The sequence below is a fragment of the Hydrogenispora ethanolica genome, from assembly GCF_004340685.1.
Taxonomy (GTDB): Bacteria; Bacillota; UBA4882; order UBA8346; family UBA8346; genus Hydrogenispora; species Hydrogenispora ethanolica.
On sequence record NZ_SLUN01000020.1, the window covers coordinates 63,028 to 77,198 of the forward strand.

12 protein-coding genes are annotated in these 14,171 nt (G+C 56.7%); 5 read left to right on the forward strand and 7 right to left on the reverse strand.

Annotated elements, in window-relative coordinates:
- Positions 1-13 precede the first annotated feature (13 nt).
- The 7 genes from EDC14_RS15850 to EDC14_RS15875 form a co-directional block, all read right to left on the reverse strand.
- The gene (locus tag EDC14_RS15850; RefSeq protein ID WP_132015291.1) at positions 14-769 is read right to left on the reverse strand and encodes a tRNA1(Val) (adenine(37)-N6)-methyltransferase; all 756 of its coding nucleotides are present in this window, start codon (positions 767-769) and stop codon (positions 14-16) included.
- 172 nt (positions 770-941) lie between these two features.
- On the reverse strand, positions 942-1,610 hold the full coding sequence (locus EDC14_RS15855; RefSeq protein WP_132015292.1) for a cysteine hydrolase family protein: 669 nt from the start codon (positions 1,608-1,610) through the stop codon (positions 942-944).
- Between the two features lie 145 nt (positions 1,611-1,755).
- Complete coding sequence (locus EDC14_RS15860) at positions 1,756-2,274, reverse strand: GNAT family N-acetyltransferase (RefSeq protein ID WP_132015293.1); 519 nt, start codon at positions 2,272-2,274, stop codon at positions 1,756-1,758.
- Positions 2,275-2,432: 158 nt separating this feature from the next.
- Complete coding sequence (locus EDC14_RS15865) at positions 2,433-3,389, reverse strand: hypothetical protein (protein WP_132015294.1); 957 nt, start codon at positions 3,387-3,389, stop codon at positions 2,433-2,435.
- Positions 3,390-3,928: 539 nt separating this feature from the next.
- Positions 3,929-4,267: a P-II family nitrogen regulator gene (locus tag EDC14_RS27350; protein WP_243662953.1), complete on the reverse strand. Its 339-nt coding sequence runs from the start codon at positions 4,265-4,267 to the stop codon at positions 3,929-3,931.
- Positions 4,268-4,270: 3 nt separating this feature from the next.
- Positions 4,271-5,641, reverse strand: coding sequence for an ammonium transporter (locus EDC14_RS15870; protein WP_243662954.1), 1,371 nt, complete (start codon positions 5,639-5,641; stop codon positions 4,271-4,273).
- Positions 5,642-6,143: 502 nt separating this feature from the next.
- Positions 6,144-8,549 (reverse strand): OmpA family protein, encoded by a 2,406-nt coding sequence (locus EDC14_RS15875; RefSeq protein ID WP_132015295.1) that lies wholly within the window; start codon positions 8,547-8,549, stop codon positions 6,144-6,146.
- A 393-nt stretch (positions 8,550-8,942) separates the two neighbouring features.
- Here EDC14_RS15875 and EDC14_RS15880 point away from each other — a divergent pair, with 393 nt between their 5' ends.
- From EDC14_RS15880 to EDC14_RS15900, 5 genes are all read left to right on the forward strand, one after another.
- Positions 8,943-9,932, forward strand: a complete 990-nt coding sequence (locus EDC14_RS15880) for an AAA family ATPase (RefSeq protein WP_132015296.1) — start codon at positions 8,943-8,945, stop codon at positions 9,930-9,932.
- Between the two features lie 45 nt (positions 9,933-9,977).
- Positions 9,978-10,856, forward strand: a complete 879-nt coding sequence (locus EDC14_RS15885) for a DUF58 domain-containing protein (RefSeq protein ID WP_132015297.1) — start codon at positions 9,978-9,980, stop codon at positions 10,854-10,856.
- Positions 10,857-10,942: 86 nt separating this feature from the next.
- Positions 10,943-12,001: a hypothetical protein gene (locus EDC14_RS15890; protein ID WP_132015298.1), complete on the forward strand. Its 1,059-nt coding sequence runs from the start codon at positions 10,943-10,945 to the stop codon at positions 11,999-12,001.
- Positions 12,002-12,095: 94 nt separating this feature from the next.
- Positions 12,096-13,091 (forward strand): vWA domain-containing protein, encoded by a 996-nt coding sequence (locus EDC14_RS15895; protein WP_165908061.1) that lies wholly within the window; start codon positions 12,096-12,098, stop codon positions 13,089-13,091.
- Complete coding sequence (locus EDC14_RS15900; RefSeq protein ID WP_132015300.1) at positions 13,088-14,161, forward strand: VWA domain-containing protein; 1,074 nt, start codon at positions 13,088-13,090, stop codon at positions 14,159-14,161. Before EDC14_RS15895 ends, EDC14_RS15900 begins: the two co-directional genes overlap by 4 nt.
- The last annotated feature ends 10 nt before the right edge of the window (positions 14,162-14,171 follow it).

The window sequence follows — 14,171 nt, forward strand, 5'->3', positions numbered from 1 at the left end:
CTTCAACTCGCTATTAGATTTTCTTGCCGAGGAAGATTTGATTCATCGATTCGGTGTAAGCGCCCGTCTGATCGTAGATAACGATCGGCGGCAGAACGGCCAAACCGGTCTTGGCGCCCGGCCGGGCCTCGATCAGCGCCAGGTTGCTCGGCGCCTCGGCCCGGCTGTGAATCAGGCAGAGCCTTTTGGGAGTCAGATGGACGCGCTCAAGGCCAACCAACAGTTCGGCCAGGCGCTCACTGGGGTAAATCAAGGCCAGGCGCCCATTGCCCTTGATCAGCCGGACGGCGGCTTGCAGGAGATCCTCCAACGTGCAAGTCAGCTCAAATTTCGCTTGGGCCAGCGCCCGGTTCTCCGAAAGAACGCCGCGTTGCACCGGGAAATAGGGCGGATTGGCGATCAGGTAATCAAAGGAGTTCGGCGCCAGCAGCGCCGGAGGCTGGCGCAAGTCGCCCGGGACGATGGTGATCCGGGCCTCCAGCCCGTTCAAGGCCACGCTCCGGCGGGCCATGTCCGCCAGTTCTTCCTGGATCTCCAGACCGACGATGCTGGCGGGGCCCGCTTCTTCCGCCAGCAAAAGGGGCAATACTCCGCCGCCGGTGCCCAGATCGAGCAGCCGGTCGCCGGGCCGGGGGCGGACGAAAGCCGTCAGCAGAAAGGCGTCCATCGTAAACTTGAATTTCACCGGGTTTTGAATGATCGAAAGTCCCCGGTGCCCCAGGCGGTCGATGCGCTCGCCCGGTAACAAAGGGGGTTCGGAGTTAGGCATACGAATGCTCCTTCAAACATCGATAGTTGATGGGACCCGGAAACCCGTCGCAAGGGACCCCGCCCCGCTTCGATCCGGTCTTTCAAATATACTAAAGTATAACGCCGCCGGTCAATTATCCTCGCGGTTCCTCTGAATCCCTGTTTTAGCCGAGTTCTCCGCCAAGTGGTCCTTACCTCAAACGATGGAGGATCTCCGCGGCTGACAAGACCATGGCGAAACCTTTCCGCAGCACCTTCAGCTCAGCCTCCTGCAGTTCCGGATCGTCAGTAGCGGTGATGTCGCTGCCGAAGATCACCCGGTAACTCCGTTCATAAGCCTGCCGGGCCGTGGTTCCGCAGCAGTAATTGGTGAGGGTGCCGCAGATTACCACCGTCGTCACACCGAGATTTTTTAGGATGGTCTCCAGCGGCGTATCAAAAAATGCGCCGTAGGAGGGCTTATGAATCACGATCTCTTCGGGCAACGGCCGCAGTTCTTCATAAACCTCCCCTTTGACAAAGTAATCCGATTGATCGACCGTTAAATGCGGGTAGCGGTTGGACATGAATGGGCCGGTCTTCGGGCGGTCCAGGTATTGATGAGTCTTGGAGAAGACCGTATAAATAACGGGCAACTTGTTGGCGCGAAAATGCTCGATCACGCTCTTGATCCGGGCCACCTGCCGGGTCGCCTCGGGAACCCAGTAAGGCGTCCAATGGGGTTTGACGAACTCGTCCTGCATGTCGATGACCAGCAGGGCGCAATCCTCTTTGGAAACATCCCATAAAGGATTGCTCTCGTAAGCCCTGCGGGCCATCGCTAATAATTCCGGTTCTTGAAATTGCTGGTTCTGGTTCATGGAATCCTCCGAAATGAAATTCTCCGAACGTTTGTTCTGGATCAAGAATAACATATGTTCTCCTGCTTGAGAAGATCGAATTTCAAACCCGCGGATTCAAAACAATCGTTTGGCAGGACTCCATCCATAAAAGGCACATCCTCAATTAATAACCGGGTTTCCCCACCCGCCAGTGAATCATGCCGTCCTCCCGGCCCAACTGGCTCATCCCCAGTTTCTCCAGGATCCGCGCTGAGCCCCGGTTATCGGTCAGACACTCGGCGGTCACCGCCCGGACGCCCGGCTGAGTGAAAGCCCAGTCCAGCAAGGCCCGAGCGGCCTCATACCCGTAGCCTTTCCGCCATTCCGGCGCAATAATCGAATAACCGATATCCACTTCCCCGGCGGCATTCGGCAAGCCCTTGAATCCGGCGTCACCGATCCCGATCATGCCTTCCCGTTTGACAATGATCCAAGATTCGAACCCGGTCGGCTCCGGGACGGCTTCTAAATTCTTGATAATCTTCGGCAAAGTTTCCAGGGTTTCGGTATCCGGCCAAGCGTCATGGACATTCAGAGCGAGCTTGAGCAATTCTTCGGAATTCCCGTCCAACAAGGAACTGGCGAGCCGGCGGGTGAATGGGATGAGTATCAGGCGTCCGGTCGCGATTCGAGTAACCATCATCGATTTAAGCACCTTTCCCTTACGATTCAGATAATGACATATTCGCCCATCCTGCTAATTTTCCTACAATGGACCGTTAAGAAAATCAGGCCATGGAACTGTCGCTCCATGGCCTCGGTTATCCCATACTCCTCGTTCTCCCGCCACTCGGGAAGCTTTCATCCTCCGTCGGCGTCGCAGCCCGGGCAACCCCCGGCGTAGAGTTCCGGCGCCGGCGGCAGGCTGGTCACGGCAAAAGAATGCCGCGCCAGGTCGTACTCCGCGGCGGGAGCCTCGCCGAAACGGACTTTGCCCTCCGTGAACCGGACCGCTAAGGGCACGATCTCCTGCGCCCCTTCATGGAGCAGGCTCGACCGGCGGCCCGGTTGATGGACCGCTTGCCGCCCGTCCGGCGCAGTGACCGTGATCCGGTCGGCGGCGGTGATCAGTGATTGCACCTTGCCCGCAGGGTCCAGCGTCAAGGAGGGGGCGTCGGCGTGAACTCCGATGGCATGCGGATGGTAGGCCATGAGCCAGCCGATGGCCGTCGGCACCCGCCACGGCAGGAATGGCTCCAAGCCGCGCAGCCGCCCGTTCTCATAAAAGGAAAAGCCCAGCCGCACCGCGGCGGGACCCAGCGGCGTCTCCAGTGTCACCTGATCCCGGGGCCAGAGCGTAACGCTATGGACCGCCCCGGATTCGTAAAAATGAAGCCCGATAATCTTCCGGCGCAACCGGCCGCTGGGCAACGCCAGCTCCAGCTCCTCCGCCAGGCCGTACTCATTGGCCTCGGTCCAATATCCCGATAATTTGCCGTTCAGCGGGAAGAGCCGTTTCAAGGCTCCGCTCTCATAAAAGGTCACCAGTTCGGCGGGGAGGACGCCGAGCGGGGTGACGATGGGGGTCTGTTCCTGCAGGGAGATGCTGCGGAGATTGCCATTGGGCCAAAACGAGAGCGATTTAGCGTATTTGCGCCGGACACCGTCATCCTCATACTGCGGCGTCAGGATGCCATATGGAGTTTCCAATGGATTGGCCCGGTTCAGCAGACACTCCCGGATGGCGCCGCCCTCCGGATAAAGCGCGGCGTTGACAATCCCTTCCATCCAGCCATAACGGCTTTGAATCCGTTCCATGTCATTCCTCCTTCATGCGCGGTAAAGAACCGGCAGTTGCAGCCATCATGCACGCACTGTTGTGGTAATTATATGTTATCTATCGGTGAAAATCAATGACAATCCGGCAACAAAATGACAAATACATAACACAAAATGATAGATCCCGGTTGGACCGGAGTCCGGGCGGGCCTTCCCAAGGCCGTGGCAAACCTTCCGGAAGCCGCGGCGGAACCGCGGGAGTCCCGGGCAGGCGTTCCGGACAGCCCGGCGGAGCTGCCGGAGCCCAAAGCTGACATGCCGAAGGCTCCGGCAATCTTTCCGAAGCGTTCGGCGTCCTTCCGAAGCCTTGGGCAGGATTTCCAAAAGCAATCGCTGACATTCCGGAGCCGATCGCTGACACGCCGGAGCCTCCGGAGGGCGTCCCGTCGCCGGAGTAACAACCGGAGATTCGGCACATGAACCGTCTCGAAACAATAGAACGAGATAACCCAAATTCCCTCCATTGGGTTACCTCGTCATCTGTCCTTCAGTATGTCTGAACCGTCCCAAACCGGCCGTTACAGCGCGATCTCTCCCGTTTCTCCGGTTCGGATCCTGACGACTTCATCTATATGAGAGATGAAGATTTTGCCGTCGCCAATCTCGCCGGTGCGAGCGTTTTCAATAATCGTCTTTTTGATGGTCTCGGCTTCCTCGTCCTTGACCACCACTTCCAACTTAATTTTGGAGATGAGATCGACTTTATAGCGTTCACCGCGCCATTGCTGGACGATCCCTTTTTGCTTGCCGTGCCCTTCGATTTCGGAGATCATCAGGCCGGAATAACCCACCTTTTCCAAAGCGTGCCGAACCTCATCCAATTTTTCGGGCCGAATGATTGCAACAATATGTTTCATAATCTATCTCGCCTCCTGAGTCAATGATTGTTGGACCTTCACCGGTGTCGCGGCTTCCGCAACAACGCCCAACGAATAGATGGGCTTGCGAGTCAGGAATTCCGGATACGCCGAATTGCCATGCTCGCCAATGTCCAGTCCTTCGATCTCTTCCTGGAGCGAAACCCGAATTCCGACAGTTGCCTTAATCAATGACCAGACCAGGAAAGAAAGCCCAAACACGAACACCCCCGGCACCAATATCCCGATGACTTGAGCGCTCAACAGCTTCACCCCGCCGCCAAAAAAGAGCCCGTTGCCGGTGGCTACACCGGTAATTTTATCCTGGGCGAAGAGTCCAACCGCCAACGTACCGAAAACTCCATTGACCAAATGGACCGAAAGCGCCCCCACCGGGTCATCAATTTTAATGCGGTCAAAGCCTATCACGGCCAACACCACCAAGATTCCGCCAATTGCCCCAATTATCAATGAACTGCCTACGCTGACAAAGGCGCACGGCGCGGTAACCGCAACCAAACCGGCCAAACAACCATTCAAAGTCATCCCCAGGTCCGGTTTACCCAAGATGATCCAGGAAATAATCGTTGAGCTCAACGTGGCTGCAATTGCCGCCGTATTGGTCGTCATCAATACGTGGGAGATTGCCATCGGGTCGGCGGCCATGGTCGAGCCGGGATTAAACCCGAACCAGCCGAGCCATAGGACGAAGACGCCGATAGTGGCAATACTCATATTGTGACCGACGATTGGATTGATCTTGCCGTCTTTCGTGTACTTGCCAAAACGGGGACCCAGCACTATGATGCCAGCCAAAGCCGCCCAGCCGCCCACCGAATGCACTACGGTGGAACCGGCGAAGTCGAACATGCCCAATTGTGACAACCAGCCGCCGCCCCAGATCCAGTGTCCCACGATCGGGTAGATAAACACCGCTAAGATAAATGAGAAGAAGATAAAAGACTTATATTTGATCCGCTCGGCAACCGCTCCGGAAACAATCGTGGCGGCAGTGCCGCAAAAAACTAGCTGAAAGAAGAATTTGGCCAACAACGGCACTCCGGTCCAGGAGATGGCCGAGTAAACCCCTTTATAGGCATCGCCGACCGCAGGAGAGTTGTCGGCCCCGTTCAGGAAGAAGAGGCCCTTGAGGCCGATGAACGGACTGCCATCGCCGAACATCAGTCCCCACCCCAGAACTAAAAAGCCCAATGAGGATACGGCAAAAACAATAAAGTTTTTCGAAAGGATGTTCACGCAGTTCTTCGCGCGGTTAAACCCCGATTCGACCATCGCAAAGCCCAGATTCATGAAGAACACCAGCATTGCGGTTATTAAAACCCAAAGAGTATCCAGAATCACTTTCGTTTCCATATTCACCCTCCATATTTGTCAGATTATTTCAGGCCAATCATCTTAACGCGACCCGTCATCCCCCTTCTCAACAAGAATGAAACGTCATGTCATGTTATCTAGTATAATTGCTAATATTCTAACATGAACATTACTAAATGATCAATATAATAACGATTGTATATTGAATACAAGCAAATTTATTACACAAAAATGACAAAAAGTCTGACGGAATCACCGCTCATTCGTAACGCGGACTCCATTTGGGGTTTTGGCAATCGCTAGTTTTGGGTATCCCCAAATTCTCGTAGCTTGAAATACGCTTGAAAGGCGGAGGAGTAGGCTGAAGGTGATTGAATGCTCTAGCGGAGAAATCATAACATAAAGAAAGTTTCGGAGATCAAGGGGGCTACCGCTTCCGGAGCGACCATCCGGCCCCATAAGCACTCGACCAAGTATAGAGAAAGCCGGTCCATGGATCTGGCCCGGCTTTCCTTCTTACGATCTCAATCTTTACACTACGTTATTGGTCCTGGAATTGGAGGCCCTGTTCCCGGGTGGGCGGCGCCTCTCCGACCAGGATGTCCACCCGGCGGTTGAGCGCCCAGGCTTCCTCGTCGTGTCCCGGTTTGAGCGGATGCTCCTTACCGTAAGCGTAGATGGTGATCCGTTTGGGGTCGATCCCCTGACGGACCAGGTACTCCTGCACCGCCTCGCTGCGCCGTCTGGAAAGATTCAGGTTATATTCCTGGCTGCCCCGCTCGTCGGTATGCCCGCCCAACAAAATGTAAAGCTGCGGGTTGGCCTGGAGAATGGCCAGGTTCTGTTCGGCGCTGGCCAGCTGGTCAGCGCGGAGATTCGCCTTATCGAAATCAAAGTAAATCGCTTTGAGGCGTTCATTCAGCTCCAAGGCGGACGGAACGAAGACCTCCACCGTAAAGCCGTCCTTCAGGACTCCGCTGCGGCCCCGGGAATCGGTCACCACCACATCATACTGGCCTGGCGGCTGGTCCTTGATATCAAAATAACCGCTCAGCTTGGAGGCGCCCTCCAGCTTGAGGTTGAGTCCGGGCAGGCTGATGCCGCCGTTATTTCCCACCAGTTTGGCGGTGGAGCCACTGTCAAAGTTGGCCCCGGAGATGGTCAGCAAAACCTTGCCATTGTTAAAGCCCCGGTCCGGCGTGACTCCTTTGACCGACGGTTCCAGCGACTTGACGGTGAAGCCGTTCTTTAAGACGCCGGACTTCCCGTCAGTATTGGTCACCTTGACATCATACGTTCCGGCGGAAGCGTCTTTGAGATCGACGATGCCGGTGATGCGGGTCGGGGATACCACTTGCGGCCGGAGCACCGACAGCGTCGTCCGGTCATTGCTGAAAACCACCGTAGCTCCGGGCCGGAATCCGGTCCCGGCCAGATCGACGCTGACCACGATGGTATCGGCCACGCCGTTTGCCGGCTGCACCAACGTCACCGTCGGCGCCGGATATTCCGCGACGAAGGCTCCGCGCAATTCAGCGGCTTTGCCGTCATCGTTGGCGACTCGCACATCATACCCGCCGGCCGCGGCGCCCTCCAGGTTCAAGCGGCACACGATCAGATTGTCGTTGATCACTTTGACGTCATTCGCGGCGATCTTCCGGTCCTTGCCGACGAAAGTGACGGAGGCGCCCGGACGGAATCCGGCGCCGTCCAAGGTGACTTTATCAACGGTGGTACCGATCTGGCCGTTCTGCGGCCGGACCGCTTGGAGCGCCGGCCCGGGATACTCCACTGCGAAGCCCCCGTCCACCGTGGCGGATTTGCCGTCATCATTGCGGACCACCAGATCATAGTTGCCGACCGGCGCGTCGGCCAGATCCAGCCGGCAGCGGATCTGCTCATCGCCGGAGACCTTGACCTCCGTGGCCTGGATCGTACCATCTTTGCCGGTCAAGCTGACCGTGGCTCCCGGTCGGAAACCCTTTCCGACCAGGGTAAGCTGTTCGATGGTTGTCCCCCGGGAACCGCCGCGCGGTTGAACGGAATCGACCCTCGGGCCGGGGTATTCCAGCGTGAAGCCCTCGGTTAACGTTCCCGATTTTCCATCGTCATTGGTAACTTTCACATCATAGATCCCGGTGGCCTTGCCCGCCAGGTCCAATTCGCCAACCATTCGGCTATCGGAAACCACGTTCACCTGGGTGGCGCGGATCTCCGCCCCGGACTTGAGCAGGCTCACCGTCGCCCCCGGACGGAAGCCTTTTCCCGTCAGCTCAAAGGCGGTGGCGGTGCCGGCGGTCCCGCGCGCAGGCGCGATGGCCAATACCGTCGGTCCCAGGTTCTCTACTAAAAAGGCATCGGCCAGGCTCCCGGATTTACCGTCCTCATTCACAACCTTGACGGAGTACATTCCCGGGGCGGCGTTTTTGAGATCAAATTCGCAACTGATTTGGGAGTTGGATAAGACTTTGACATTGGTCGCGCCAATATCCATCCGCTGGCCGCTCAATAACACTCTGGCCCCGGGCCGGAAATTCTTCCCCTCAAGGTCAGTGATGACAGCCACCGAATTCAGTACCGCTTGACCAGGGGTGATCGCCGCTACCTGCGGCACCGGATCCTCAATCGTGAAACCACTGCGCAATGTCGCGGATTTCTTCTTTCTCACCACGACGACGTCCCAGGCGCCGGCTTTCCGCCCTTTCAAGTCGAACTGACAGCGCAGCTGTTTTTTGGAGATCAGCTGAATCGCGGTGCCGTCAATATCGGCCTCTCCAGCCCGGGCTAACTTTACGGTCGTGTCCTTGGAGAAGTTTTTCCCTTCCACTGTCACGGTTACGGTCGTATTGCTCAATCCCCCATTCGGGGCAACCGTGGTGATGCCAGGTGCCGGGCTGAATAGCAGCAAAAACAGAACCAAAAGCCCGGCGATGACCTTCCCGTCCATCGTTCTCCCTCCTTAAACCTTTATTTTGCATGGCAGAGCATTGCATAATCTTGAACCTCATTCTGGTCCGGAAATGGATAACGATAGCCGGTTTGTCTATTTATTATTGCGGCCGCAGGATGATTTGTTCAGAATTATGCGATTCTCTATTGTAAAAACTTTCGTAAAAACCCTCCGATTTCCTATCCATTTTACAATTTTGTAACATTAAATTTTGCCAATTCCGACTTCGTACCAGAATCAGTAAATTATTGTCGGTCTTCCTTTACGATTCGGCCATTTCCGCTTCTTATAGAATACTTGGAACAAATTTCATACGAGATCGTTTATTCGTGTTGGAGTTGAAAAAATATCCCCAATTTTGAGTCAAGCTCAGGAGCCGGAGGTTGGAAGATGTTCGAAGGACTGACTGTCGTCACCGAAGCCGTCAAATCGCAGAGCGAATTCGTCCCAAAGCTGAAAGAGCAAATCCGCAAGGTCCTCGTCGGCCAGGAAAAACTGATCGACGGCCTCCTGATCGGGTTGCTGGCCAACGGCCACGTGCTGCTGGAAGGCGTTCCCGGACTGGCCAAAACCTTATCCGTCAAGGCACTGGCCGCGGCCATTCAAGCCGATTTTCAAAGGATTCAGTTCACCCCGGACCTGTTGCCCGCAGACCTGGTGGGAACCTTGATTTACAACCCTCAATCCGGGCAGTTCTCCACCAAGCGGGGACCGGTCTTTGCCAACATCATCCTGGCCGACGAGATTAACCGGGCTCCGGCCAAGGTCCAAAGCGCCCTCCTTGAGGCCATGGAAGAAAAACAAGTTACGATCGGGGAGCATACCTATGCGCTGCCCGAACCCTTCACGGTGCTGGCAACGCAAAACCCCATTGAGCAGCAGGGCACGTATCCCTTGCCCGAAGCGCAATTGGACCGGTTCATGTTAAAATTGAAGATCGGTTATCCTACCAAGGAGGAAGAACTCCAGATCATGGAACGGATGGCTCAAACCAGCCGCATGATGACGATCCAACCGGTGATCACCCCCCCGGAGATCCTGGCGGTTCGCAAAGTCATCGATCAGATTTATCTGGACGCCAAGATCAGGGACTACATCGTCAATCTGGTGATGGCCACGCGAAACCCGCAAGGATTCCAGCTGGACCTGGCCGATTACATCGAATATGGCGCCTCGCCCCGGGCCACCATCAGCCTGGCGATCGCCGCCAAGGCCTACGCCTTCATGCAGGGACGGGCTTACGTGATTCCCAATGATATCAAAACCATCGGGCCCGATGTATTCCGGCACCGCATCATGATTACCTATGAGGCCGAAGCCAATGAAATATCCGCGGAGCACATCATCCAGACCATCTTCGCCGGAGTGCCCGTTCCCTAAGCATAAACCATTGGTAGCGCCAGCGATTCTTTCCGGAGGCCTGTGATGATCGCCAAGGAAATTCTGAAAAAAATAAAGCAGATCCAGTTTAAGATCAACCGGCTGAGCGATGAAGCCACTTCCGGCCATTATGCCAGCGCCTTTAAGGGGTCGGGTATCGAATTCGCCGAGGTGCGCGAGTATTATCCCGGTGACGATGTCCGTTCCATCGATTGGAATGTCACGGCCCGGAACGGCCGGCCCTTCATCAAGCGCTATGTGGAAGAACGGGAACTCACCGTGATGCTGGCGGTCGATCTCAGCGCCTCCCAATATTTCGGAAGCGCCGGCTCGCTCAAGAGCGAACTGGCGGCGGAGATCTCCGCTTTGCTCGCTTTTCTGGCCATCAAAAACAATGACCGGGTGGGGCTGCTGATCTTCACCGACCGGGTGGAAAAGTATATCCCGCCCCAAAAAGGCCGCCGCCACGTCCTGCGCGTGATCCGGGAGATCCTCGCCTACCGGCCGGACAGCACCGGCACCGATATTCGACAGGCGTTGGACTTCATCAATAAAGTCACCAAGCACCGGAGCATCGTCTTTCTCCTCTCTGATTTCTGGGATACCCAATGCGAACGTTCGCTCCGCCAGACCGCCCGGCGGCACGATCTGGTCGCCGTCCGAATCAGCGATCCCCGGGAAGGGCAATTACCAGCGGTGGGACTCGTGGAATTTACCGACCGGGAATCCGGGCGGAAGGTCCTATTCGATACGTCCGATCCGCGCCTGCGCCAGATCTTTCAGGAAAATGCCCAAATGCAATATCAGACCATGAGCCGGATCTTACGCAGCAGCAAAGTGGATTCGATTGAAGTGAGTACCGCGGTTCCGTATCTGGAACCGTTACAGCGTTTCTTCCTGAAACGCGAACGGCAAGTCCGCTGAACAAACGGGAAGATCGATGGGTTGCAATAGGTTTTTTGAACGTCCAAGGGAGTGCAACATATTTCCTTGCTTTCGTGGAGGCTATGATGAAGATCCCTTTCCTGCCAAAATCGCTCCTTGCCAAACGCATCCTTTGGTGCTGCGCCGGTGCGGCCTTATTATTCCTCATCTATGGAGTGGCGCGAATTCTCTTGATCAAACCGCTGACTCTCAAACCCGGTGAGCCATTGCGCGGCCGCCTCCGGACCGAATCGAAAATCCATCATATCGGCGACCCCGTGTTGCTGACGCTGGAAATCGAATCCGCTCCCAAGGTCCGCTACAGCATGCCCAATCTGAACGATCTCCGGTTAGCTCCCCTCGAAGTCCAAGCCCATCCTGAACTCCGCCGGGAATGGCTGCCCCATGGCGAACGGCGCCTGCTCCGGCTTCAAGTGATCGCCTGGGAGAGCGGGCGTTTTACCCTGCCCGGTCCCGAGCTTTCCTATGTCGATGCCCATGGGCGACGGCGCAGCTATCGGGTTCCTTCGCTGAACGTCGCCATCACCTCGGTCCTGCCCGTGAAGCGTTCGAAGGCCGACCTGTTAAAGCTGCCTTTGAAGCCCATGAAGGGTCCGGTCGGCCTGCCGCCCCGGTATGCGCTCCTCGGTTGGGCAGCCGTCCTGGTCGCCTTGGCGGCTTTGATCTATGGCGTGATTCGCCTGGTTAAAAAGCGTACAGCCGCGCCCGGGCTAGAGACTCCTCAACCGGAGCCCCGCCGGGAAGCGGCCCATCAGATCGCTTTACGGCGTTTGGCTGCGCTGGAAGCGGCCCAATGTCTCAACGCCGAGGAATTCCGCAGCTTTTACGGCGAATTGAGTGAAATCGCCCGGCAGTATATTGAAGAGCGTTTTGAAATCAAAGCAATGGAAATGACCAGCGAGGAGTTTCTGATGTTCATTGCGGCCACGGACAGTCTAAAAATCCAACACCAGTTCTTGCTCCGGGAGTTTCTCCGCTCCTCGGATCTGGTCAAATTCGCCCAATCCGTTCCTTTGCCCGACGAGGCCCGCCTGGACTTGGAGCGTATCCGGCAACTGGTGCGCGAGACCGTGCCGGAACCGACGGCGGAGGCCGCCAGTGACCCGGTCCCCGGCGTCGCCTAGAAGAAGATTTGGCGTGATTGGCGTGAAATGAAGCGTGGCAGCTTTCCAACCTAGATTTGGTAGTTGACGCGGAACAAGATTCGGGAGAATGCTCATGGTTTTTCATGATCCGCTTTTTTTGCTTCTTTTATTGTTCTTACCCCCGCTGGCCTGGACCATCATTCGGCGCCGGTCCAAAGGGACGGTTTATTTCCCGACCGCCGCGCTCTTCCGGGGCGCGACGTCCAATTGGCGGGTATGGTGGTCCAGACAATTGCCCTGGCTGACTTGGGGGGCATTGCTGCTTGGCATCGTGGCGCTGGCCCGGCCGCAGATCGGCTTGAAGGATTCCTTGGTCCGCAAGGAGGGGGTCGATATCATCCTGGCTTTGGATGTCTCCACCAGCATGCTGGCGGAGGATTTTCAGAATGCCGCCGGCCGGGTCAACCGGCTGGCCATCGTCAAAGAAGTCACCCGGGATTTTATCAGACGGCGGCCCAATGACCGGATCGGGATCGTCATTTTTTCCGGCCGTCCCTATATTCTTTCCCCGCTGACCTGGGATCACGACTGGAGTGAAACGCGTCTCTCGGAGATTAAAGCGGGAATGATCGAGGACGGCACCGCGATCGGCGCGGCATTAACCGCCGCGGTCAGCCGGCTGCAGGAGTCCAAGGCCCGGAGCAAAGTGGTGATTCTGCTGACGGACGGCAATAACAACGCCGGCGCAGTCGCCCCGGAAACCGCTGCGGCCGCCGCCAAGGCGCTCGGCGTGACCGTTTATCCCATCGGGGCCGGCTCCAAAGGATTGGTCCCCTACCCGGTGCGGGATCAGTGGGGCCGAAAACACTACCAGAATCTCCAAGTGGACTTGGATGATGCGTTATTGCGGCGGATCGCCACCACCACCGGCGGACGGTATTTTCGAGCGACCGATACCGCCTCGCTGCGCCAGATCTTCCGCCGTATCGACCGGATGGCCAAAACTGCCATCGAAATGCCAAAATTCCAGGACTATCTGGAGCTTTACCCATACCTCGCCGGCCTGGCATTGGTGTTGTTGCTGGCGGAGACCGTTCTCGCCAATACCTTATTCAGGAGATTGCCATGAATTTCGCTCGCCCGCTGATGCTGTTGTTGCTCATCATTCCCGTCCTGGCCGGCGTTTTTTTCCATTGGACCCGGCGGCGTAGCGATCGCGCCTTGAAGAGTCTGGCCGAACCTCAACTCTGGTCACGGATCAGCGACGAGTCGGGACGCTCGTTCCGCCGCACCCAATGGCTGCTGCGGATCCTGACCCTGTTATGCTTGATCACGGCGTTGGTTGGACCGGAATGGGGCTATCAATGGCAAGAAGTGACCAACCGCGGGCTGGAGATCATCGTCGCCCTGGATACTTCCAAAAGCATGCTGGCGACGGATATTAAGCCCAACCGGTTGGAACGCGCTAAACTGGCGATCAAGGATCTGCTGTCCAAATTGAAATCGGATAAGATCGGCCTGGTCGCTTTCTCCGGTTCCAGTTTTCTGCAATGCCCGTTGACCATGGATTATAACGCCTTCGCCATTGCCTTGGACGCATTGAATGTTCAGAGCATCCCCCGGGGCGGCACCGCCATCGGCGCCGCCATTCAAACGGCGCTGGCGGCCTTTCAGTCCGGTTCCGGCGGAAGTAAAAGCTTGATTATCATCTCGGACGGCGAGAATCACGAGGGGGATCCGGTCGGCTTCGCCAAAGCGGCGGCCCGCCGAGGAATCACCATCGAGACCGTGGGCATCGGCAGCCCATCCGGCGAGCTGATCCTGATCCGCGACGCCAACGGCAATCCCTCCTACTTAAAAGACGGAGCCGGAAATGTCGTGAAGACGACTTTAAATGAAACGATGCTTCGGGAGATCGCCCGCGCCGGCAATGGCGACTACATCCGCGGCGACGGATTGATGTTGGGTTTGGAAGAGTTGTATGCGCGGAAATTAGCCCGTTTGGATCGCAGCGAGGTCAGTGCCAAATGGCAAAAGCGTTATGTGGACCGCTACCAGTTGCCGCTGTTGCTGGCCCTCCTTTTGCTGGGGCTTGAATTGGTATTCTCCGGGAGTTGGGACCGCTCCCCTTGGCGGGGCATGCATAAAACCCGGCAACCCGGCGCTGTAGAGGGCGCCACGGATGCCGGGGAGCGTTGAGGTGTCGGGC

Excerpts from the sequence above, each read along its gene's own strand:
- EDC14_RS15885 (WP_132015297.1), top strand. The coding sequence starts at position 9,978 with ATGATCGCCAAGGAAATTCTGAAAAAAATAAAGCAGATCCAGTTTAAG.
- EDC14_RS27350 (WP_243662953.1), bottom strand. The coding sequence starts at position 4,267 with ATGAAACATATTGTTGCAATCATTCGGCCCGAAAAATTGGATGAGGTT.
- EDC14_RS15870 (WP_243662954.1), bottom strand. The coding sequence starts at position 5,641 with ATGGAAACGAAAGTGATTCTGGATACTCTTTGGGTTTTAATAACCGCA.
- EDC14_RS15875 (WP_132015295.1), bottom strand. The coding sequence starts at position 8,549 with ATGGACGGGAAGGTCATCGCCGGGCTTTTGGTTCTGTTTTTGCTGCTA.
- EDC14_RS15865 (WP_132015294.1), bottom strand. The coding sequence starts at position 3,389 with ATGGAACGGATTCAAAGCCGTTATGGCTGGATGGAAGGGATTGTCAAC.
- EDC14_RS15895 (WP_165908061.1), top strand. The coding sequence starts at position 12,096 with ATGGTTTTTCATGATCCGCTTTTTTTGCTTCTTTTATTGTTCTTACCC.
- EDC14_RS15890 (WP_132015298.1), top strand. The coding sequence starts at position 10,943 with ATGAAGATCCCTTTCCTGCCAAAATCGCTCCTTGCCAAACGCATCCTT.
- EDC14_RS15860 (WP_132015293.1), bottom strand. The coding sequence starts at position 2,274 with ATGATGGTTACTCGAATCGCGACCGGACGCCTGATACTCATCCCATTC.
- EDC14_RS15855 (WP_132015292.1), bottom strand. The coding sequence starts at position 1,610 with ATGAACCAGAACCAGCAATTTCAAGAACCGGAATTATTAGCGATGGCC.
- EDC14_RS15850 (WP_132015291.1), bottom strand. The coding sequence starts at position 769 with ATGCCTAACTCCGAACCCCCTTTGTTACCGGGCGAGCGCATCGACCGC.
- EDC14_RS15900 (WP_132015300.1), top strand. The coding sequence starts at position 13,088 with ATGAATTTCGCTCGCCCGCTGATGCTGTTGTTGCTCATCATTCCCGTC.
- EDC14_RS15880 (WP_132015296.1), top strand. The coding sequence starts at position 8,943 with ATGTTCGAAGGACTGACTGTCGTCACCGAAGCCGTCAAATCGCAGAGC.